The sequence below is a fragment of the Wolbachia endosymbiont of Culex quinquefasciatus Pel genome (assembly GCF_000073005.1).
Taxonomy (GTDB): domain Bacteria; phylum Pseudomonadota; class Alphaproteobacteria; order Rickettsiales; family Anaplasmataceae; genus Wolbachia.
This window is the reverse complement of the sequence record NC_010981.1, coordinates 41,265-64,026: the sequence shown is the minus strand read 5'-3', so window position 1 is coordinate 64,026 and position 22,762 is coordinate 41,265. Positions and strand designations below refer to the sequence as shown.

Sequence of the window (22,762 nt, the reverse complement as noted above, 5' to 3'; positions counted from 1 at the left end):
CTTAATTATTGCATAATTAAAAAATTTTTGCTATACCTAATTAGTTACTTATTAATAAGTTAGTTAATATAATAACATATAGCTTGAATTAAGGTAGAAATTATGGTTGGGCTTAGAAAACGGAAATTACCAAATGGTTTTGACAGTATTGAAAATGCTAAAGGACGCAAGACTTCAGAGAGTAATGTAGAAAAAGAACCTTCTAATAACCAAGTAGTTAAATATGATACTGCAGGTGATGGCAATTGCTTTTTTCATGCAGTGTTTGGTGATAACAGTTCTGGTACATATAAAGCTGAAAGAGCGCAAGATATGAGAATGGAATGGCACAAATTTTTAAGTCGATTTACGTCTTTAGATGATCCAAGTATGCCAGCTCCTTTAAAGGATCAGCTAGAAAAGGTTTTTAATATGTTTTTTAATAAGCCAGGGGATTTAACTGGCAAGTCTGATAAAATAAAGGGTCTGGTTAAGCAAACAAATAGGAAAATTGAAAATGCTGAAGGTAATGTGAAGAGGTTAGTAAGTAGAGCTGTTAGCAAATTTAATATATCGCATAATCAAGCTGTGCTTAATCTAAGTGAATATGCAGAGGCTCTTGATGGCATTGGTGAGAGTGACTATAACGAATATAACAGTGATTTTATTACACGCTCATTTCTTGACAAACCTGAACTCTATCAATCCTATCTAGAAGCAATAGAAAGTAAAAGTTATTTTCCTTTTATTGAAGAAATTCAATTATTAGCTTCTTTAGCCAACATTGAAATTAATGTCCATTGTAAAGTTAGCGGCAGAGAGAAACAACAAAAGTTTGAACCAAATCCTGAAATGATAAACAATGATCAACTAAATCAGATGTTTAATCGTGAGAGTTATAAATTAAATGACGAGTTATGGGGTAGTAAAGAGAGAGAAACAATATATCTTGAAGGAAATCATTACTCTAGGGCTAAAATTGTAACTCAAGAGTTAATAAAACAGCAGCAGGAGCAAGAAGACTTTCTATTAGCAAAACAACTTCAGATAGATGAAATTTTGGAATATTGTGATCTTTCAAAGGATATCTCTGAGAGAGTAGAGATTGAGAGGGAGTTTGATGAGTTATTGGCAAAAAATGCTGATGGAAAAATTGGTGATGTTATATGGCAGTGCATTAATGATGTACAGCAACGTATAAAATGCCTTGAGGAGCCAGTCTTATCAAGAAGGTGCAGTGTGGAAGAAGCACGTGTAGAAAAAACATTTTATCAACAACAAGTACCACAACCTGTAAGATAAGTCTTCATAGTATATACGGGAGTGTTAAATAAACTGTGTCAAACCGAAAAAAAAGTAATAAATTGATATAAAAAAATGGAGGTTTGACAATGAGTCAGAAAGTAGTAAACAGAACTACCGGTTTGGTAGATTATAAAGAATTAGAAACAAATATCCTGTCGTCTATACGAGAAGGAAGACCGTTGACAGGAAGAGATGGAGCATTAACACCGTTTATAAAAAAGTTGCTGGAGGTAAGCCTGGAAGGTGAAATAGAAAACCACTTGTCGGCCGAAAGCGAAGAGAATAATCGAAGAAATGGGAGGAATGCAAAGACTTTACGTACAAGCGCAGGGTAATTTGAGCTTTTGACGCCAAGAGATAGGGAAGGAAGTTTCGAACCACAAATAGTCAAAAAAAGGCAAACAAACTTACATCCAGAGCTTGAAACGAAGATTTTGAGCACATTTGCCAGTGGTATGGGCTATAGAGATATAGTGTCACATGTTGAGGAAATTTATGATCACAAAATATCGGCGGCAGAGATATCAAGTATTACTGACAAATTGCTACCAGTAATCAACGAATGGCGTAGTCGCCCGCTGCAGTCTGTATATCCGATAGTTTTCATGGATGGCATGTTTTTTAAAGTCAAAGAGGACGGGCATTGCGTAAGTAAATGCATGTATAACATATTAGGCATAGATCAAAATGGCAAAAAAGAAGTATTAGGTTTTTATTTGGCTGAAAGTGAAGGAGCTAACTTCTGGTTGGGAGTGCTAAATGACCTCAAAGAAAGAGGAGTAGAAGATATCCTTATTGCCTGCGTTGATGGGCTGAAAAGCTTTCCTGCAGCTATAAACAGTGTCTTTCCTAATGCGGAAGTGCAGATGTGTATAGTGCATCAGATACGCAACTCACTGAAGTATGTGGCCAGTAAAGATGCGAAGAGTTTTTTGAGCGATTTAAAGAAGGTATATCAAGCTTCAAGCAAGGAAATTGCCGAGAATTATCTGTTGGAATTGGATGAAAAATGGGGCACAAAGTACCCTATGGTTATAAAATCTTGGCAGAATAATTGGGAAAACTTGTCTGGTTATTTTAAGTATTCTGGTCCAGTTAGGAGGATAATCTACACCACCAATCCCATAGAGGGGCTACATAGGCAAATTAGGAAATTCACTAAGACCAAAGGCTCATTTACCAGCATAAATGCCTTGTATAAGCAGGTATATTGTGCTATAAAGAAGGTAGAGGAAAAGTCGACGATGCCTGTACATGATTGGGCATTAACTATCTCTCAACTTGATGTTTTCTTTCCTGGCAGATTGAAAATTGAGTTGAACTAAAAATGCGGTTTGACACAGTTTATTTAACACTCCCCTATATACTTCTATAGGGGGGCATTCTATAATAAAAGCCATGCTCATTTTTAACCACTGCTTAATAAGAATAAAGTCTTAGCAAAACAAACACAAGAACAATAGGATTTCTTGCTTGCAAAGCAACTCCAAGATCGGGAGGAAAAAGACTTTTTCCTTGCAAGGCAACTTCAAGAGCAACCCTCACGCACAATCCCTTAACCCAAATGGAGGAAGTAAAAATAGAAGATCAGCAGCAACAAATACTTATAAAATAATAACTCTATGGTTAATGTGCGAGATTTAATTAAAAAATGTTGTCATTCGAGTAGCTGACACTGGGCTCCAATGTCAATTACTCGGATAACAAAAAAACACAGGCTTCACATGCATCTGCAGTACTGTATTAGTCTACTATCTTCATTCCCACAACATTATACCCTGAATCAACATGTAAAATTTCTCCAGTTGTACCACTACTCAGGTCGCTTAATAAGTATAGTGCTGCCTTGCCAACATCTTCTATTGTAACATTGCGTCTAAGTGGAGAATTAATTCTATTCCATTCCGATATGGAGTGAAAGTCACTTATTCCAGAAGATGCCAAAGTTCTGATTGGACCAGCAGAAATTGCATTTACTCTGATGTTCTTTGGCCCAAGATCACATGCTATATATTTTACACTTGCTTCAAGTGCTGCTTTACATAAACCCATCACATTATAATTTGGCATAACTTTTTCAGCACCATAGTAAGATAAAGTAAGTAAACTACCACCATTTAACATCATTTTTTCGGCGCTTTTTGCTAAAGCAGTAAAAGAATAGCACGATATATGCATTGCATTGAGAAAATTGTTTAGTGAAGTATCGACGTATTTACCATTGAGCTCATTTTTATCAGAATATGCTATTGCATGTACCAAAAAATCAATAGCACCCCACTTTTCCTCTATTTCTTTAAAAGCACTATGTATGATTTCCTCATTTGAAACATCACAATGTAGTGTTAGCTCCACATTTAATTCATTCGCTATTGGTAATAATTTCTCTTTTATTACTTCATTTTGATAAGTGATTGCAAGCTCAGCTCCGTGCTCTGAGAGAGTCTTTGCTATACCATATGCTATTGACCTCTTATTTATTATTCCGGTTATTAACCCTTTTTTACCCTGCAATATCATAGAAATTATTTGCCTTTTTTATAATTTGAAATATTAACTAGGCAAAGTCAATTATGTTTTAACTGTAGCTAACGTATAAAAATTACTTCCGCATATTTCCAACCTCATTATAATTACAATTAGAGATATTTTAAGAGCTCAAAATCTATCTTTAGTCTGCAGACTTTTTAATCAAATTTATTAAAAAATATATTCTTCAGTGTATATCTGTCGTATATGCACTGCATTTTTTTCTAACTTTTTTTACACAGGAGGATTTTATGTCCAGAATTCCAGATACTTGACCTTTACTTTAAAACCAACTGGCGCCTATGGTTTTTATAAAAAGATTACAGGAAATAAAAATACTCTAGAGAACATGAAATAAGGATACTGAAATATAAGCTGCCTATATTTGCAAGCAGCTCATAAAGTCTTCTTATTTACTTACTCCTTGAGCAGAAGAAAGTTGTTTTGATATAGTCACACTTTCCATACTTGTTGAAGGATTCTGTGAAACTTTTACTATTTCAGAACCTTCTTTACGTAAGTAGGATAGTGCATCATACAAGGACTTCGCTTCGTATTGTTTTCCTACTTTTACTTCTTTATGTGCAGCTATTTGCTCCCAAGTGATATCATTGCTTTCAATAAGCTTGATAGAACCGTCATCACTAATATTAATTTTCATTTTACATTCTTTTTCTTCATCGTACCAATTCAAAGTCATGTTATATGAGCCATTAGCTACTTCATAAATTCTTACTCCATGCTCATCAACTCGTCCACGCATTCCTCTTTTTTCATCTCCAGGTAGCAACAATGTAACCGCCGTTATCCTATTGCTTTCAAAAAAATCATTAGTTAAAATATTACTAATGTTTATTTTTCCTTTATTATCATTCAGCACAGTTCTTGCAGTCAACATAGTTCTAATTGGACTTCTCACTCTAAGCTGTACAGATTCTACATCACTGTTTTCTATGTGTTGAGCAATTTCTTGCTTAGTTTCATCAATAATCTTGCCTTTTAGATATTTACCGTGATTTTCATTTTCTGAATTATAAGGAGAGCTATCAGCAAGAATTCGCCTTTTTGACTCTTCATCATCACAATCTAAATATTCAATTTTGCGGTCATGCTTGGTACCTAAAAATGGATGATCATCTGCTCTCACCCTATTATTCGGAGGAAAATTGAAAGTCCTATTCGGTTTATCACTCGATACTGATTCAGATATACCTTGAACAGCTTCAAAACTTTTTTTAAAAGAATTAGTTAACATTATATACCCCCTTATTCTATAAATAGTCTTATCTTAGAATGTTTTTAACATATGTCAATTCAACCACTATGGATTAAAATCCAAAGATTGAGAGAGAGCATAGAATGCTAACTTTCGACTTGAAAGTCACCAAATTTATCTTCTTTTTTAGAGTGATTTTCAATATAATTTTTTATCATTTCGTCAGTTACATTTCCGCTAGTCCTGACAAAGTAGCCTACTGCCCACAACCCAATATCTCTTTTTTAGCTCTGGAAAGTTTTGCTGGATTTTTCTGGAACTTTTTCCTTTTATTAACTGCACTAACTTACTAATACTTAAGTATGGGGGTACAGAAACGTATACGTGTACATGACTTGACGCAACTCTACCTCTGATAATTTCTACTTGATTATTTGCACATACTTCTTGTACAACTTCTTTAGCTTTCTGTCCAATATCTCCAACTAGTACTGGATATCGATATTTTGTTATCCACACTATGTGATATATATACAGAGTGACTGCTTTTTCTATAATATTCCACATTCTTTCAGATTTTTCACCTTAAAATTATATTCTTAAAAGGATGGACTTCAAGTCCAGGGTTTTTCTCCCAAATTTGGGACAATAAAAATTTGATATATTTGACATAAAAGCGTTTTAAATAATAAGAGCAAAATGGACAAATCTATTTCGTGAGTAACCAAAAACCGTTTTGTATTCATTCAGATAAGGAAAAATAGCAGATAGTGTCATGCAAGTAGCTGACACCCTTTTGGTGGACCACACACACAACTTTACAAACATTGCAATATGGCACATAGTAAATGATGTTATTCTATAACGCAAGACCTATACTCACCCAACCTAATGCATTACTTGCAATTTGGATCCCAGTGTCAGCTACTTGGATAACACCAAATGGGCTACTCGCATTTTTTAGGCCTAAATCACAATGCTCGTACTGACCATTTTTCGTATAAGTTACCTTTATAAACAAATGTTTGTACAGCTGTAACACCCACCTTAAAAACTTCAGAAAAACTTACTTGTCTTTTTTTAATCTGTTTAAATTTCCAAAACCAATCTATTTGGATCTTCTATGTAATTTTTGATTTTAACAAGGAAAGTAACTGCTCCTTTGCCATCAACTATTCTGTGGTCGTAAGAGAGGGAAATGTACATCATAGGTCTGATTTCAATTGAGCTACTCACAGCAACTGGCCTATTTTGTATTGAGTGCATGCCAAGTATTCCAGATTGCGGAGGGTTTATTATCGGAGTAGAAAGAAGTGAACCATATACACCACCGTTTGAGATAGTAAATGTTGCACCTTCCATTTCCGATACTTGCAGCTTACCTTCTCGTGCTTTTTTGCCAAGAGCAACTAAAGTTAGTTCAATTTCAGCAAATGACATTTGATCAGCATCACGAATAACTGGTACAACAAGACCTTTATCAGTGCCAACAGCAACACCTATGTCATAGTAATTTTTATATACAATTTCATCACCTGAAATCTCAGCGTTAATCTCACGAATTTCTTTTAGTGCTTGCACTGCTGCCTTTATAAAAAACGACATGAAACCCAGTTTTATTCCATATTTCTTTTCAAAAGTTTCTTTATACTTTGCCCTCAGATCCATGACGTTTTTCATGTCAATTTCATTGAACGTGGTCAGTATTGCAGCAGTATTTTGCGATGCTTTCAAACGAGCAGCTATTACTTGCCTTATTTTGCTCATTTTCACTCGCTCTTCTCTTCTCTCTCCACTTACTACACTTTTTGGCGATTCATATTGTTTTACCGAAGGTTGTTCAGCTTTACTCATATGGTCTATCACATCCGCTTTAGTTATTCTACCTCCCATGCCAGTTCCTTTTACATTTTCTGCACTAATTGCATTTTCTTCCATAATTTTACGAGCTGAAGGGGCATCTTTTTTATCAGGGCCTTCGCCTTTATCTTCTTTTTTCACTTCTTCTTCTACTTCTCCTGCAGCAAGTTTTGCCAGTAATTGATCAGGGCTAATTATATCATCTTCTTTCACAAAAAATTCAGTTATTTGTCCTGAAGCTTCTGCAGTTAGTTCTAGCGCCGTTTTATCAGTTTCAATTTCAAAGATCAAGTCATCTACTTTTACTGCTTCGCCGATATTTTTCTTTATTTTTACTATACCTTCCGTAACTGATTCACCACCAAGAGTTTTTGGCGCTCTGATTTCTATAATTTTGCTCATAAAATAACTTCTATATAAAACTTTCTATAAATTTATACATGAAAAGAAACATAAATAAACTAATAAATTCATTAGGCCTTATGCTTGATTCTTTCCTCCTAATACATGCAAAATTAAAATACTAAGTAAATTGAAATAAGATTATGGATTTTGATAAGGCAGGCAATGCAGAAGACTTATATAACGAAAAACTTCAACTGATATGTAAGACTTATAACAGAGAATTACTATCAAATCAAAGAGTTGTTGATGGCATCAATTCAATGGATTACAGTAAGCTTAAAATCTTATGCAAGTATCATAATAAGTTTAGTCACAAAGGTATTGAAGAATTACTATTAGATGAGAGCATTGTTAATCACATCAACGATTATGATGATGAAATGTTTAGGTCCATGCTAAATAATGCACCTGCGGAGCACAATATTCTAGAAATACTAAAAGGTGGAAAGATTTGCAATATCAACAATGAATTCGAAAGTAGTGATAGTGAGGAGAATGGAGAAAATTATGGATATTATGATTACGAGGAAGATGAAAAAAATGATCCGAATAACTTCGCTAAAGAAGCACTAGGAAATAAAGGAATTAATGAAAAACATGTTGATGATGTTCAGTTTTGCAACGATGCAGATGTGGGAATACCACCAAAAAATCAAAATGATATTAGGAATATCCGTCTTATTCAATGGATGATAGTTGAGAGTGATGGTAAGCTTAGTGAGCAAAATGTTACAGAATTACTAAAAGATCAGAGTTCTATTGATCGAATTAACTCTATTGGTGATAAAAAGCTTCAACTTATACTCAAGAGTAATAAGTTTAGTGGTGAAAATATTATGGAGTTATTAGGAAATCAAAAAGTTGTTGAATACCTCTGTTTTATTGATTATGAAAAATTTGAACTCATTCATAATAGCGATAAGTTTAATAGTAGCAATTATACTAGTAGCAGTTACAAGATTATAAGGTTGCTAGAAAATCAACAAGTTGTTGAGCACATCAATTTTATTGATTATGAAAAACTTAAATTCATACTTTGTAATGATAAGTTTCTCTTTAGCGATATTGTAAGACTACTAAAAAATCAGGAGGTTGTTGAGAATATCATTTCTTTTAACATTAAAAAATTTCGACTCATATTTTATCGTGATAATCTTAACTACGTAGATACAATAGAATTACTAGGAAATCAGAAAGTTGTTAATGGAATCGGTTTTACTCCTTTTGAAGAGTTAAAATCCATGTGTAGTCATTCTAGTCTTAGCGATATTATAAAACTACTAGAAGATAAAAATGGGCCTAGTAATGTCTTAAGTGGGACACGGAAAGAAAAAATGCAAGTCAGTTACATATCATGACATAGCTTAAAAAGTGTTTATATCCAAGGTTTTGCTTTATAAATTTAAGAGGGTGTTAAATAAACCATACGCATCAAATTAAGAAAACACGCTCAATTTAGACCATTTTTGCCATATTTCTTAGTAAAATCACTGGCAGCTGACACCGAGGTTGAGAAAATTTTTGTAATATAGACTATCAATGATTTTTCAGTAATAATATAGTTTTAGGTGGATATAGTGAACGTTTCATACAGAGATATAGACATTAAGCTAATTAGAACAGGTTGAATTCAAATGTTGAATCTAGAATCTCTGCCAAAACATCTAGCAATTATTATGGATGGTAATGGTAGGTGGGCAAACAATCAAGGAAGGGTAAAAATTGATGGCTATAGAAAAGGCAGTGAGGTTGCATTTGATATTGCTAAGCATTGCACAGTCCTGGCCATACCTTACTTAACTTTGTATGCATTTTCCATGGAAAATTGGCTCAGATCTGAAAACGAAACAGACTACCTATTTAATTTATTTTACTACACTTTAACTAATGAAGATAAAATGAAATTCATTTACAATTGTAACATTAAGTTAAATTTTATTGGCAATTTAAGTCTATTGCCCAGTAAAATATTCGATCAAATCAAAAAAGCAGAAGAAGTGACACATAAGAACGATGGTCTATTACTCACTGTTGCAGTTAGTTATGGAGCAAAGCAGGAAATTATACATGCTATCAACAACGTCATAAAAGGAAATATTGATTGCGTATTGGAAGAGGAATTTGAAAAATTTCTGTATACTAAAGATTTGCCAAAATTGGATTTATTAATTCGCACTGGTGGCGAAAAAAGGTTAAGCAATTTTTTATTATGGCAAGCAGCTTATGCTGAATTGTATTTTTGTGATACTTTGTGGCCCGATTTTTCTTGTCAAGATTTGACCAAAGCACTAGAAGATTATACAAAAAGAGAAAAAAAATATGGTAGATAATAACTTTATGGTTAGAATATTGTCCTCAATAGTAATATTACTCATATTTTCTTTTGCTACATATTTCAGTGATTTATCATTTTATCTACTAATTTTTTCAATTGCAGTTTTATCTTCTTTTGAATGGTATAATCTAACTCAGGGCAATAGAATCTTATACATTTTCGCATTACTATTAATCGCACTACCAAATGCCTCGCTAATATGCCTATATAATCTACCACAGGGAAAATATGCATTAGTATGGCTTATCTTAACTATTTGGAGCATCGATATTGCTGCCTATTTTTTCGGCAAAAATTTTGGTAAAACTAGAATTTGTCCAATCATTAGCCCTGGGAAAACTTGGTTAGGACTTTTTGGTGCAGTCTTAGCTGGAATAGTGTGTACAATTTTTGGCTCAATATTTTTGAGTTTATTTCCAATTTTTTATTCTCCAATAATTGGTTTGATAGTTGCTATTCTAGCCCAACTTGGAGATTTCACTGAGTCACTCATCAAAAGAGTTTACAATGTTAAAGATAGTGGAGGTATTATACCAGGCCATGGAGGAGTACTCGACCGTATGGATAGTTTCATTTTTACTGCCCCTCTCATTGCTATTTACATAAGCTAAAAAAATGAAGTACTATTAACCTTTGGTTCTTTCCTTCTTGCTTATTACTTTCACCTCAACAGATTGAAATTCTTCGGCACTCACTATTTCATCCATTGACTTATTACAATAAGGACAATACATTTCTCCTTCTTTGTGTAAGTATACTATTGGATGACCAGAACCATCATCATTTTCATCACCACGGCAGCAAACTATTACATTATTATCCCTCACTTTTAACATGTCTCTCCTTTAGCTTACAATATTTTACACATCTAACATACTCGTTTGGAAATAAAAAAGACAACAAATACTTATTCTCCATTTTCTACCCTATTTAGATTAATCAATTCACTTTGGACACTTTTTGACACAAAGTTGCTAACATCTCCTCCTAATCTCGCTATTTCCTTTACAAAACTTGATGAGATAAATTGAGTATCCTCAGATGCAGGAAGAAATATAGTTTCGATTTCAGGAAAGAGCTTATAATTTACCCAACTCATTTGAAACTCGTAATCAAAATCCGATACTGCTCTCAGTCCTCTAATAATAACAGAAGCATTTTGCTCTTTGGCAAACTTCACTAGCAACCCATTAAAGGATATAATATCTGCATCAATTCCTGCTCCTTTCACTTCATTTTTAGCCATGCTTGTGCGCAGTCTTATGTCAAAATTAGTATGTTTATTAACATTCTCTGCAACACCAATTATCAACTTATCGACTAGCTTACATGCTCTTTTTATTATGTCAAGGTGCCCAAAAGTTATGGGGTCAAATGTACCAGGATAAATTCCTATTTTGTTACTAATGTTCATTCTTTGTTTCTATACTTCAAAAACTTTTGATGGACATGATAACGTTTTTTATCTAAAAATGAAAGTACGTAGTTGGCCTGATAGCTCAGTTGGTAGAGCAAAGGACTGAAAATCCTTGTGTCGCTGGTTCGATTCCTGCTCAGGCCACATTCTTTTTCTTAATGTTCTATAATATATTATAATATTAATATAATTATTTAGGAAATAATGTATAAATGTTACAATAGAATATTTAATATACTATTAATTACATTTCTACTATTAAGTAATATCGCTTATAGTGAAAAAGTAAACAAAGAATTACCTGCTTTGACAGTGGAAAATGCAGTAAATTATAATATAATTGTTGGTTTATTGCAAACAGATGAATCTCAAAATATCTATGAGATATTCAATAATTTTGGGGTTAAAACTATATTCATTGACTACGACAAAATAATTAATCTAAAAGAAATCCAAGAAGAGTTCGCAAAACAAGATGAAATATTGGCAAAAAAGCTGATACTAGATCGAATAAAAGTTGAAGTTGCAAAATTTATCAAAGAGCAAAAGATAAACAGAATATTTATTTCAGATAACTTTCATTCAGCTCTTAACCCTTACCGCCAGCTTGTGAATGAAGCAATTGTAAAAATAGTAGATGACAATCCTACAATTCATTTGCTTGCCATATGCGGTGGTTTACAAGACATTATGCATGCAAAAGAAATTGAAATAACAAATGTTGTTAATGATGAGAAGAATCATTTAAAATCAGCATCCTATCCACAAAAAGAGAATATACCTCTTCAGCAGATAAAAATTGTTCCAGGTAGTAGTTTGGAAAAAGTGGTAGCTAGATTTTTACTACCTAATCAAAATGGCTGGTTTTCAACTTATTTTCCGAATGCTCATTCAGGTACAGTAAGTAATACTACAGAGAATAGAAGAAGGCTAGAGCTACTTGGATATAAAATTGCAGCGTTTGCCAATGACGGATTAATAGAAGCTATCGAAGATAAGCATAGTAATATTTACTTTCAAAGTCATCTAGAAGCCCTTGTTGTCAAATCAGATAAAAACTCTCGTTTGTCAAGCCAAAAGGTACGTCAGGTTTCAACACTAGTTGCTATAGCGATTATAAATGATTTTCTTCATCGCGTTTAATGCTAAAATAAGGAGAATCATTTAATGTAATGCCAGTACTCTTTCTTCTTGTCATCCCAGTGCTTGACACTGGGATGGCTTTGTTGCACAGCTCTTCGGATAGTGGGTAATGTATAATAAATTCATGAAGCTATATCAAACTTAGCCATGCCTATTTCAGTAAATTTGTTAAGCAAATAACACTTGAGTAGCAGTTCCTTCTCACGATTAATCTCAGATTTATTCCTAAAACTAAATCCAAATATTTGCTTCAGTCGCGAGAAAAAACTTTCTATATAAACCTCAGTTATGGATTAGAAAATAGATAAAAGTATAACTAAGAAGAGGGAAACAGGGTAAACTCGAGTATTTTAGTAATAATAAGAGGTTACCCATGAAGAAAGATATTACAGAACTGTACTGTTGCGTCGAGGATTTTTGTCGTGCGGTAGATGATAATTTTGCAAATAGGTTCTTATCAAACGGCAAAAAACCAACCAGAGTACCAGAAATAGCGCACTCAGAAATTCTAACCATAATCCTGTTATACCATAAATCACCATGTAAAAACTTCAAGGCTTTTTATCTTTGTTATCTTCAGTTATTCTATAGATCAGAGTTTTCAAAGCTGCCTTCATATCACAGATTTATTGCCTTAAAGCCGCGAGTTTTGTGGTATTTAGCATTACTTTTGCAATGGTTCTGTGAACAAGCGAAAATGACCGGCACTTCCTACATCGACACCTCTACGATTGCCGTTTGCCACAAAAAAAGGATCTCTAGGAATAAAGTTTTTAATCATCTAGCAGAAATTAGTAAGAGTACGTATGGTTGGTTTTTTGGCTTCAAGTTGCACTTAGTGATTAACGAAATTGGTGAAATTCAAGCACTTACCCTAACCAAAGGTAACGTTGATGACAGAAAACCTTTACCAACTCTCACTAAAAGACTGACCGGACTTTTGTTTGGAGATAAGGGCTATATAAAGAAAGAGCTTTTTGAGAAACTCTTCGATAGAGGCCTAAAGTTAGTCACTAAAGTAAAAAAAGGTATGAAAAACGCACTAATTTCACTTAAAGAGAAGATTTTATTAAGGAAAAGGTCGATTATTGAGACTGTTTTTGATTCCTTGAAAAACAAATTTGAGATTGAGCATACAAGACATAGATCGCCAACAAATTTCCTAATTCATGTTTTTTCTGTTCTGATTTCCTACTCCATGCAGTCCAAAAAGCCTTCTATTTCTATGCCTTTCTTTATCGGCTAATCCATAACTGAGGTTATAAGATCTCTTCCAATAATTTATCTCTTTTTTCCACCTCTTCATACCATCTTCATCATATGACTTTATGAGCTTGATTGTAGAATTTCTCTCATTCATATAATCCAACTTTGGATGCTCTACTGCATTATTTTGCGGAGGAATCCTTGTCTTTATGTCAAGCTCATCGCACAGTTTGTATAACTTCTTTCGATCTATCTGCATATATCGTGCTTATGTTATACTTGGTATCCACTCTTTCAATAAGATCACAGGCTCCATAGTGGTCGGAATAAACTCCACTACTGTATTTTGCAGCTATAACTTTTTTACTACCTATCTCTAGCATTACATCTTGTTTGCTCATAGCGGCGATACTTTCTATCTGTACCATTTGCCTTACTATGGCTTGGAATATTATTGTAGATGCTGATACCTGTACTATCTATAGCAATTTCAATATCTTCCATATCGTTCTTATCAACTCTGCAGTCGTTGATTTTGATATTAAGCTTTTTAAACCTTCTTGAAGCCTGCGAATAGCTGATAATTTGCAAAATTTTCCCTATTTGCTCAAGATATTTCTCTATAAATCCCACTGTTTGCCTAAGACCAATCCTGAATAGATAGGTTATTATGTGAATTAGAATCACTACTTTGTCGCTGTAGACATTGTTGCCACCTGCTACTTTTGGACTATTTTCGTACCAATTTTCAATGGCATCGTTGATATAATGAAAAACATTTCCCCTTTCTTGAAGAAATTTGTTATATTCATTGCAGTTACTGACTTTCATTCTTATTGGCATATTTTTCCTTTGTCGGCTAAATATCTATTTTATAACAAATTCCATCAGTAACTGCCTGTTCTTTCCTTGAGTGGTGCAACAAAGCCCACTGGAATCCAGTTTTTCGTTTCATCAAATTTAGCATAACTCAAGTTTGCTTATAAATTTTTCTGGATGCCAGTGTCTGGGCACTGGCATGACATTATGGAATTTGAGCTCCAGTGTCAACTACTCTAATGATACCTGATTATGATGAAAGAAATCTAATGATTTATATAAACCCCATAGCATGTCGAACGAAGCTTTTTTTAAGAAAATCTGAATTTTCAACTACCATTAAACCAAGATTTCTCAGAACTTGAGCGCAAAGTATTCTGTTGGAAAATATTCTATTTAGTCCATCAGTTGCAAGTGCCATAGTAAAATTATCAAAGTATCTGTCATATGAAATTTTCTTCAATAGATAATTACTGCCAACATCAATGCCAGAGGATTTTGCAGCAGTTATTTGTCTAATAACACTCTCTACATCTCTCATTCCAAGGTTAAGTCCTTGACCTGCAACCGGGTGGATTGAATGTGCTGCATCGCCAATCAGCAAAATTCTGCTTTTATGCAGCTTTCTTGCAAAAGAAAAACTCAAAGGATAGAATCTTCTTTCACCCTCTAATTCAATTTCTCCCAAATAAGAACCAAATCTTTTTTTGAGTTCTATGACAAATTCCTCTTCGGATAAGCTCATCAGCATTTTTGAAATTTCGCATTTTTCTGTCCAAACTATTGAAGAAGTATAGCCACCTTTCATTGGCAAAATTGCAAATGGACCACCAGGAAAAAACCGCTCTACAGCTAAGTTTTGGTGATGTAATTCATGTTTTACATTAAATACCATGCTATTTTGTTTATAATCAAATTTTATCATTGGTATAGAAAACAACTCTGGCAACCTAGAGTTTTTACCTTCAGCACAGATAAATAGTGATGATATCAATTTTTGATCATTATCAAGAGTAACTTCCATGTATCCTTCGTCACAAGAGATTGTTTTATAGGAACGTGGAGAATATATATTGAGTTTATGCAAAAAATTTTTATTGATTGCATTCCATATAATAGCGCTCTTGATTACATAGCCCATTGGCTCTTCACCAACCATTTTATGGTCATAATGCACAGTAAATGGACTATCTCCATCTAATATGCATATATCAAGTATTGGTTCAGTTTCGCCTTCTAAGAGCCGCCAAATCCCTAATTTTTCTAGTATTTTTTTTGATCCTTGAGAAATGGCAAATGCTCGATTATCATCAACTGCACGTGGTAAACTATTTTTCTCAATTACGGCTACAGATACAGAGTCATTACTCAGGCCAATAGCAGTAATAAGACCAATTAGCCCACTACCTGAAATGATTACATCGTAATTCATTTTATTAACCTAAAATTATATTATACCCATTTTGAAAATAGTTTAAACGAACTTTGTAGACACTGAACTTCTCATTACTATCTTAGTTATAACCAAAATAGTAATAAAATATTAATTATTTTACACTAAATTAGGTCTAATTTTATTAAAGGAGCTAGATTATGACTACAGATTGCAAAAAAGAATTACTAAATTGCATTAGCAAGTACAGAGAAGAACTTGCAGAAAATAAAGCAGCAATTAGACAAACTTTAACTAGCGATAAAATTAATATAAGCGATTACTTTTATAAGGGTGATAAAATCTGTAACAAAGAGCTGTTTAACATAGGAAGTGAGTGTCAAGATAAAAAATATGGTAGTCGACAAGAATATACGTATGATGAGTGGAAGGAAAAAATTGAAAAACCTCATGCTAAAGATTTGCTAAAGATGTTACAAAATGAAATCAAAGGTAAAATATTAAAAAGTTTTGAAGATTATGAAAAATATCATAAAAATTCTACTGAAGCTATAAAAAGAGAATTAGACATAGATTCAAAATTAAAGGCAATACTCAAAGAAAAGTAACAACCAGAAACTGATGAAACTCGAGCATATTATGACGTTATACGAGGTTTATATGAAAATAGAGACATGCGCTCTCAACTAAAGTGCAATGATCTTGATTGTTTTAAGGGAGTGTTAAATAAACTGTGTCAAACCGCATTTTTAGTTCAACTCAATTTTCAATCTGCCAGGAAAGAAAACATCAAGTTGAGAGATAGTTAATGCCCAATCATGTACAGGCATCGTCGACTTTTCCTCTACCTTCTTTATAGCACAATATACCTGCTTATACAAGGCATTTATGCTGGTAATGAGCCTTTGGTCTTAGTGAATTTCCTAATTTGCCTATGTAGCCCCTCTATGGGATTGGTGGTGTAGATTATCCTCCTAACTGGACCAGAATACTTAAAATAACCAGACAAGTTTTCCCAATTATTCTGCCAAGATTTTATAACCATAGGGTACTTTGTGCCCCATTTTTCATCCAATTCCAACAGATAATTCTCGGCAATTTCCTTGCTTGAAGCTTGATATACCTTCTTTAAATCGCTCAAAAAACTCTTCGCATCTTTACTGGCCACATACTTCAGTGAGTTGCGTATCTGATGCACTATACACATCTGCACTTCCGCATTAGGAAAGACACTGTTTATAGCTGCAGGAAAGCTTTTCAGCCCATCAACGCAGGCAATAAGGATATCTTCTACTCCTCTTTCTTTGAGGTCATTTAGCACTCCCAACCAGAACTTCACTTTCAGCCAAATAAAAACCTAATACTTCTTTTTTGCCATTTTGATCTATGCCTAATATGTTATACATGCATTTACTTACGCAATGCCCGTCCTCTTTGACTTTAAAAAACATGCCATCCATGAAAACTATCGGATATACAGACTGCAGCGGGCGACTACGCCATTCGTTGATTACTGGTAGCAATTTGTCAGTAATACTTGATATCTCTGCCGCCGATATTTTGTGATCATAAATTTCCTCAACATGTGACACTATATCTCTATAGCCCATACCACTGGCAAATGTGCTCAAAATCTTCGTTTCAAGCTCTGGATGTAAGTTTGTTTGCCTTTTTTTGACTATTTGTGGTTCGAAACTTCCTTCCCTATCTCTTGGCGTCAAAAGCTCAAATTACCCTGCGCTTGTACGTAAAGTCTTTGCATTCCTCCCATTTCTTCGATTATTCTCTTCGCTTTCGGCCGACAAGTGGTTTTCTATTTCACCTTCCAGGCTTACCTCCAGCAACTTTTTTATAAACGGTGTTAATGCTCCATCTCTTCCTGTCAACGGTCTTCCTTCTCGTATAGACGACAGGATATTTGTTTCTAATTCTTTATAATCTACCAAACCGGTAGTTCTGTTTACTACTTTCTGACTCATTGTCAAACCTCCATTTTTTTATATCAATTTATTACTTTTTTTTCGGTTTGACACAGTTTATTTAACACTCCCTGTTTTAATAGAACAATAGAAGATAATCTATCTCAAAAACAATCCGAGCTAGCTGCTATAAAGGATGACTTTTTGGATAATACGCAAAATATTTTTCAACATATTCAAGTTGAAGATAGTATTTTTTAGAGAAATAAGATTATGCTATTTTTTTTAATGAAATTTCTTAAGTGGTAGATTATTTTTTACAGCTACATCTGAGGTAGCTGTCACTACCTGAAATGTAACAAATAAAATACCAATCTTAAATATTGCTATATTTCACGATAGTTTCTCAATTTAACGCACATGCTTTTGGAACATTCTCATTTGTCAAATAGTTTCTGTCATGCTACACAATCTGTAATGCAGGTTTTAACTTACTTTTACGCAATATTGATCATTCTTGAAAAGCAATCTAACATTTTCTATTCCTTGATTACGAAGCTTTGATGCAGCTGATTTAGCTACCTGAGCGTTTACAAAAAATGCTACATATCCCTTACTTTCTGCATTGTTTTGTTTTGGGTGACGTTTCTGCATTTCTTTTTCATATTGCCTTTTGTAATGAGGAGTATTTTGTATCAATTGTTCTGACCTCTTTCTTAAGTACTCGACTTTTACCTTCGCAAGCCCAGACTTATGAAGTCCTAAAACTTGTGCTGCTTTTTCTGACAAGTCTATTATTCTACCTTCAACAAATGGCCCTCTATCATTAACTCTTATAACAAGCTTTCTTCCATTTTCTAAATTAGTAACACGAACAAAGCAGGGTAGGGGCAAGGTCTTATGTGCTGCAGAAATCAAGTGACGATTAAACACTTCACCGTTAGCTGTAATTGTGCCATGATCTTCTATTCCATACCACGATGCTATTCCTACTTCCTCATAACAGCTACAGTATTTTGGGTGGTAGGTGATACCATTTATTGTATAGCTATTGCCAATTTTATAATGACCTGCGGTGTGATTACACCTATTGCTAAAACTACAACTACTCATCAAAACGAATATTAGACATAGAAAGGCTAGTTTTTTTATCATTGTACTTAGTGAAATGGTTCGATACCATGAGGATTTTAAATTATACTATAATAAATTTAGTAATAAGTAAACGTCTACTGCCAAATATGCACAGCACTAAAAAAGAAGTAATACATATAATCGGTATAGGTGGAATTGGAATGAGCGCAATTGCTGAAATTCTTCATAATTCCAGTTATAAAGTTCAAGGCAGTGATACGCGATCAAACGACAATATAGATAGGTTACAAAAATTAGGTATAGAGGTCTATATTGGTCACGATGCAAGTAGTATTAGACAAGCTCAAATAGTTGTACATTCTTCCGCAATAAAACCTGATAATGTGGAGCTAGTTGCAGCAAGAAATAACAATAAAACCGTTTTGCATAGGTCAGACATGCTGGTTAAAATTATGAAAGGTAAATATGTGATAGCAGTTTCAGGTTCAAGTGGCAAGACGACGACGACAGCTATGATTGCTTCCATTTTTGATCATTCTGGTGCTGACGCCACTGTAATTGTTGGAGGAATATTAAATTCCTATCAGAGTAATGCAAAACTTGGCAAAAGTGACATTTTCTTAATTGAGGCTGATGAGTCTGATGGAACTATGTTAAAAATTCCTGCAGATATTGCTGTTGTAACAAGTATTAATGACGACCATATAGACCATTACGGTACATTTAACGACATCAAAAATGCGTTTTCTAGATTTGTAAACAACGCGAATTTTGCTATTTTGCCTGATTCTGCAGACATCAATCATGATGCGAGTAATTCTATAAAGTTTTGGTTTGGAAATGGTAAAATTAGAGCTAGCAACATCAAACAACACAATAATAGCATAGAATTTGACGTGCTGATTAGTATAAACGAAAGTAATCGTATTCCATTGTCCACTACTCGAGTAGTTGAGAGTGGTGGAATAAAAGCAGCTCTTGATTCGTCACTTCAATGCTTGAAACTGGATTCTCGTTTCAATGTTAAACAAGATACTATAGAATTTAAGAGGACAATCCCTAGAAAATCTCTACATTCAAAAAAAGTAAATCGTACTAATGCTATTTGAACAAGCTAGCGTAAAAGTAAGCTAAATTTTTTAAGGTACAAAAATAGCAAGAAACAGTTGTTTGAAAAAAATTGGAATTTGATTGGATTGCTGAAAATTGGCTCTCAAACTTTAGACGCATGAGCAAGATAATACTCTTTAACTAATATAGATTAACCTCAGTTATGGATTAGAAAATAGATAAAAGTATAACTAAGAAGAGGGAAACAGGGTAAACTCGAGTATTTTAGTAATAATAAGAGGTTACCCATGAAGAAAGATATTACAGAACTGTACTGTTGCGTCGAGGATTTTTGTCGTGCGGTAGATGATAATTTTGCAAATAGGTTCTTATCAAACGGCAAAAAACCAACCAGAGTACCAGAAATAGCGCACTCAGAAATTCTAACCATAATCCTGTTATACCATAAATCACCATGTAAAAACTTCAAGGCTTTTTATCTTTGTTATCTTCAGTTATTCTATAGATCAGAGTTTTCAAAGCTGCCTTCATATCACAGATTTATTGCCTTAAAGCCGCGAGTTTTGTGGTATTTAGCATTACTTTTGCAATGGTTCTGTGAACAAGCGAAAATGACCGGCACTTCCTACATCGACACCTCTACGATTGCCGTTTGCCACAAAAAAAGGATCTCTAGGAATAAAGTTTTTAATCATCTAGCAGAAATTAGTAAGAGTACGTATGGTTGGTTTTTTGGCTTCAAGTTGCACTTAGTGATTAACGAAATTGGTGAAATTCAAGCACTTACCCTAACCAAAGGTAACGTTGATGACAGAAAACCTTTACCAACTCTCACTAAAAGACTGACCGGACTTTTGTTTGGAGATAAGGGCTATATAAAGAAAGAGCTTTTTGAGAAACTCTTCGATAGAGGCCTAAAGTTAGTCACTAAAGTAAAAAAAGGTATGAAAAACGCACTAATTTCACTTAAAGAGAAGATTTTATTAAGGAAAAGGTCGATTATTGAGACTGTTTTTGATTCCTTGAAAAACAAATTTGAGATTGAGCATACAAGACATAGATCGCCAACAAATTTCCTAATTCATGTTTTTTCTGTTCTGATTTCCTACTCCATGCAGTCCAAAAAGCCTTCTATTTCTATGCCTTTCTTTATCGGCTAATCCATAACTGAGGTAGATTAGGTGATTTGGAAGAGATACATCTAGAGCAGCCAGCAAAGTTACAATACATATTACCGCAATAACTAGAAATGAGAAGGATCTATATGGTGATTATAGATTTTTCCAGACCTTGAAAACAATAAATAGACAGTAAATTAGAACTACTGCAAAAAAAACAAGAATAGCTACACTGGTTGCTTGACCATCGTAAACGTAGCTTGTTAAGCCGATAAAAATAGCCATGATAGAAGCTCTAATAAATGAAATTGCAGAAGAAGTTGTGCCTTTCATTTCAGGGAAAATATTTAATGATGCATTGAAAATGACTGCTTGACAAATTCCACAGCCAATACAAAAAATAACCATAGACAGCGTTACTAAGTAGTAAGCACTGGGCATGATTATACTGAATATTAAAAGTGATAGGGATCCAATAGCAATTACGCCTGTACCGGAAATTACACACCAAATTGCTCCAAGTTTCTTTAAGATCTTACTGGAAAACAGGCTAATTAGTGAGAAAGACCCAACCATTGCACCTTGATGTAGCGCATAAATAGTGCTGGATAAACCAAAAGTTTCCATATACAAAAAAGGGCCACAAGTAATGAATGACATATAAGCCGCAGAAAAAAGGCTCTGTGCCAAAGACAACACCATAAATTTTGAACTTGATAATAATTTTTTATAGTCTTTCATCATTTTTTTTAGACTAAAAATATCACGGTCCTTTTTTGTTTCTGGTAACAGAAAAAGCAGCAAAACCCAAGAGATGAAACAAAGTATTGCAACACTTGCATAGTTACCACGCCACCCAACAATTTTGTTGATGAAACTGCCTAATACTGGTGCAATTGCTATGAGAACTGTGATAATAGAATTCATGATTCCAATAAATTTTACTGCTTCGTTGCCTTTATAGCTGTCTGCAATAATTGCAAACACAACTACAGATGTGCTAACACCAATGCCTTGAATAAAGCGAGAGATTAAAAGCCAAGAAACTGACAGCGCAAAAACACAGCCAACAGCACCGATGAGTAGCAAAGTGTTGCCTATGATCATCATCCTTCTTCTGCCATAGCATTCAGACAATGGACCAAAAAATAACCCTCCTATGCAAACGCCTAAAAAATTATAAGCAATAGTTAATTGAATTGTGCCTTCCGGTACGTTAAAATAGAGTACTATATCAGGAAAACTAGGTACAGAAATATCAATTTCAATGAACTTAGCAATTAGAGATAGAATTAATAAAAACGGTAGTAACACTTAAAATCTTTAATTAATGAATAAAAATATCACATTTAAAGCGTTGAAAGAAGAACATTTTTCACTATTATTAAAATGGGTAGAAATGCCCCATATAAAGAAGTGGTGGGATACGGATATAAATTGGACACCAGAGTTAATTGAGAAAAAATATAGCAACTACGTTAAAGGATTCAAACGTTTGAAATTTAAGACACAAATTATTGAAAAACCAATGCACGCATTCATTATTAATTGTGATGGGGTTGATATTGGTTATATTCAATATTACAACAAACATGATTTCCCACCTAAACAGATCTATAACACTTTAGAACTTCCAGAAAGTTGTGCTGCTATAGACTGGTATATCGGAGAGCTGAATTATGTAGGTAAAGGAGTTGGTTCACAAGCTTTGAATATATTTTTAAACAAATTTGTCTTTAAAGTTTATGAGAATGCCTTTGTCGACCCAGGTATAGCAAATGTTTGTGCAATCCGTGTTTACGAAAAAGTTGGCTTTAAAAAAATTATGGAAAGTAATAGTGCGATTTTAATGATTAAGGCAAGAATTCCTGAGAACCATTCAAGATGAGTGTTTTTTCAACAATCTACCTAAATTACTAAAAGTGGCTTATAAAAATATACAAGGAGCTTTA

General features: G+C 33.8%; 18 protein-coding genes, 1 tRNA gene and 6 pseudogenes. 12 read left to right on the top strand and 13 right to left on the bottom strand.

The window, feature by feature from the left end:
* Window positions 1–102: 102 nt before the first annotated feature.
* Both WP_RS00330 and WP_RS00325 read left to right on the top strand, forming a co-directional pair.
* Window positions 103–1,281: a hypothetical protein gene (locus tag WP_RS00330; protein WP_007302774.1), complete on the top strand. Its 1,179-nt coding sequence runs from the start codon at window positions 103–105 to the stop codon at window positions 1,279–1,281.
* 89 nt (window positions 1,282–1,370) lie between these two features.
* Window positions 1,371–2,609 (top strand): annotated as a pseudogene (locus tag WP_RS00325) (IS256-like element ISWpi15 family transposase).
* Between the two features lie 418 nt (window positions 2,610–3,027).
* Here the strand turns inward: WP_RS00325 and WP_RS00320 are convergent.
* The 5 genes and pseudogenes from WP_RS00320 to odhB form a co-directional block, all read right to left on the bottom strand.
* Window positions 3,028–3,804 (bottom strand): enoyl-ACP reductase FabI, encoded by a 777-nt coding sequence (locus tag WP_RS00320; RefSeq protein WP_007302843.1) that lies wholly within the window; start codon window positions 3,802–3,804, stop codon window positions 3,028–3,030.
* Between the two features lie 418 nt (window positions 3,805–4,222).
* Window positions 4,223–5,068 carry a hypothetical protein gene (locus WP_RS00315; protein WP_007302842.1) on the bottom strand — a complete coding sequence of 282 codons (846 nt, stop codon included), beginning with the start codon at window positions 5,066–5,068 and terminating at the stop codon, window positions 4,223–4,225.
* 107 nt (window positions 5,069–5,175) lie between these two features.
* Window positions 5,176–5,594, bottom strand: a pseudogene (gene tnpA, locus WP_RS00310) (IS200/IS605 family transposase).
* 294 nt (window positions 5,595–5,888) lie between these two features.
* Window positions 5,889–6,050, bottom strand: a complete 162-nt coding sequence (locus WP_RS00305) for a hypothetical protein (protein WP_007302841.1) — start codon at window positions 6,048–6,050, stop codon at window positions 5,889–5,891.
* Window positions 6,051–6,118: 68 nt separating this feature from the next.
* On the bottom strand, window positions 6,119–7,291 hold the full coding sequence (odhB, locus tag WP_RS00300) for a 2-oxoglutarate dehydrogenase complex dihydrolipoyllysine-residue succinyltransferase (RefSeq protein ID WP_007302840.1): 1,173 nt from the start codon (window positions 7,289–7,291) through the stop codon (window positions 6,119–6,121).
* 143 nt (window positions 7,292–7,434) lie between these two features.
* Here odhB and WP_RS00295 point away from each other — a divergent pair, with 143 nt between their 5' ends.
* From WP_RS00295 to WP_RS00285, 3 genes are all read left to right on the top strand, one after another.
* Window positions 7,435–8,652 (top strand): hypothetical protein, encoded by a 1,218-nt coding sequence (locus tag WP_RS00295; protein WP_007302839.1) that lies wholly within the window; start codon window positions 7,435–7,437, stop codon window positions 8,650–8,652.
* Between the two features lie 276 nt (window positions 8,653–8,928).
* Window positions 8,929–9,624: a polyprenyl diphosphate synthase gene (gene uppS, locus WP_RS00290; protein WP_007302838.1), complete on the top strand. Its 696-nt coding sequence runs from the start codon at window positions 8,929–8,931 to the stop codon at window positions 9,622–9,624.
* Entirely contained in the window at window positions 9,614–10,240 is a 627-nt protein-coding gene (locus tag WP_RS00285) for a phosphatidate cytidylyltransferase (protein ID WP_007302837.1), read from the top strand. Before uppS ends, WP_RS00285 begins: the two co-directional genes overlap by 11 nt.
* Window positions 10,241–10,255: 15 nt before the next feature.
* Here WP_RS00285 and WP_RS00280 read toward each other — a convergent pair whose 3' ends face one another.
* Window positions 10,256–10,465, bottom strand: a complete 210-nt coding sequence (locus tag WP_RS00280; protein ID WP_007302836.1) for a zinc-finger domain-containing protein — start codon at window positions 10,463–10,465, stop codon at window positions 10,256–10,258.
* Between the two features lie 71 nt (window positions 10,466–10,536).
* Window positions 10,537–11,043, bottom strand: coding sequence for a pantetheine-phosphate adenylyltransferase (coaD, locus tag WP_RS00275; protein WP_007302835.1), 507 nt, complete (start codon window positions 11,041–11,043; stop codon window positions 10,537–10,539).
* A 74-nt stretch (window positions 11,044–11,117) separates the two neighbouring features.
* Between coaD and WP_RS00270 the strand changes: the two genes are divergently transcribed.
* Both WP_RS00270 and WP_RS00265 read left to right on the top strand, forming a co-directional pair.
* Window positions 11,118–11,190, top strand: a tRNA-Phe gene (locus tag WP_RS00270).
* 60 nt (window positions 11,191–11,250) lie between these two features.
* A complete protein-coding gene (locus WP_RS00265; RefSeq protein ID WP_007302834.1) occupies window positions 11,251–12,189 on the top strand; it encodes a gamma-glutamyl-gamma-aminobutyrate hydrolase family protein in 939 nt (312 codons plus the stop codon).
* A gap of 122 nt (window positions 12,190–12,311) precedes the next feature.
* Here the strand turns inward: WP_RS00265 and WP_RS07920 are convergent.
* A pseudogene (locus WP_RS07920) lies at window positions 12,312–12,467 on the bottom strand (IS5 family transposase); the annotation flags it as partial.
* A 95-nt stretch (window positions 12,468–12,562) separates the two neighbouring features.
* On the opposite strand from WP_RS07920, the gene WP_RS00260 reads away from it, so the two are divergent.
* Window positions 12,563–13,435: an IS982-like element ISWpi16 family transposase gene (locus WP_RS00260; RefSeq protein ID WP_007301954.1), complete on the top strand. Its 873-nt coding sequence runs from the start codon at window positions 12,563–12,565 to the stop codon at window positions 13,433–13,435.
* A gap of 3 nt (window positions 13,436–13,438) precedes the next feature.
* Here the strand turns inward: WP_RS00260 and WP_RS07915 are convergent.
* Together WP_RS07915 and ubiH are read right to left on the bottom strand one after the other, a co-directional pair.
* A pseudogene (locus WP_RS07915) lies at window positions 13,439–14,238 on the bottom strand (transposase); the annotation flags it as partial.
* Window positions 14,239–14,488: 250 nt separating this feature from the next.
* On the bottom strand, window positions 14,489–15,646 hold the full coding sequence (ubiH, locus tag WP_RS00250) for a 2-octaprenyl-6-methoxyphenyl hydroxylase (protein WP_007302833.1): 1,158 nt from the start codon (window positions 15,644–15,646) through the stop codon (window positions 14,489–14,491).
* 161 nt (window positions 15,647–15,807) lie between these two features.
* Between ubiH and WP_RS00245 the strand changes: the two genes are divergently transcribed.
* Window positions 15,808–16,215, top strand: a complete 408-nt coding sequence (locus WP_RS00245; protein WP_007302832.1) for a hypothetical protein — start codon at window positions 15,808–15,810, stop codon at window positions 16,213–16,215.
* A 141-nt stretch (window positions 16,216–16,356) separates the two neighbouring features.
* Here WP_RS00245 and WP_RS00240 read toward each other — a convergent pair.
* Both WP_RS00240 and WP_RS00235 read right to left on the bottom strand, forming a co-directional pair.
* Window positions 16,357–17,586: pseudogene (locus WP_RS00240) on the bottom strand (IS256-like element ISWpi15 family transposase).
* 426 nt (window positions 17,587–18,012) lie between these two features.
* Window positions 18,013–18,681 carry a septal ring lytic transglycosylase RlpA family protein gene (locus tag WP_RS00235; protein ID WP_012481726.1) on the bottom strand — a complete coding sequence of 223 codons (669 nt, stop codon included), beginning with the start codon at window positions 18,679–18,681 and terminating at the stop codon, window positions 18,013–18,015.
* Between the two features lie 26 nt (window positions 18,682–18,707).
* On the opposite strand from WP_RS00235, the pseudogene WP_RS00230 reads away from it, so the two are divergent.
* Together WP_RS00230 and WP_RS00225 are read left to right on the top strand one after the other, a co-directional pair.
* Window positions 18,708–19,536: pseudogene (locus WP_RS00230) on the top strand (Mur ligase domain-containing protein); the annotation flags it as partial.
* Window positions 19,537–19,979: 443 nt separating this feature from the next.
* Entirely contained in the window at window positions 19,980–20,852 is an 873-nt protein-coding gene (locus WP_RS00225) for an IS982-like element ISWpi16 family transposase (RefSeq protein ID WP_007301954.1), read from the top strand.
* Between the two features lie 111 nt (window positions 20,853–20,963).
* Here the strand turns inward: WP_RS00225 and WP_RS00220 are convergent, their stop codons facing one another.
* Window positions 20,964–22,124 (bottom strand): multidrug effflux MFS transporter, encoded by a 1,161-nt coding sequence (locus WP_RS00220; RefSeq protein WP_007302830.1) that lies wholly within the window; start codon window positions 22,122–22,124, stop codon window positions 20,964–20,966.
* 16 nt (window positions 22,125–22,140) lie between these two features.
* On the opposite strand from WP_RS00220, the gene WP_RS00215 reads away from it, so the two are divergent.
* Entirely contained in the window at window positions 22,141–22,698 is a 558-nt protein-coding gene (locus WP_RS00215) for a GNAT family N-acetyltransferase (protein ID WP_007302829.1), read from the top strand.
* Window positions 22,699–22,762: the final 64 nt, after the last annotated feature.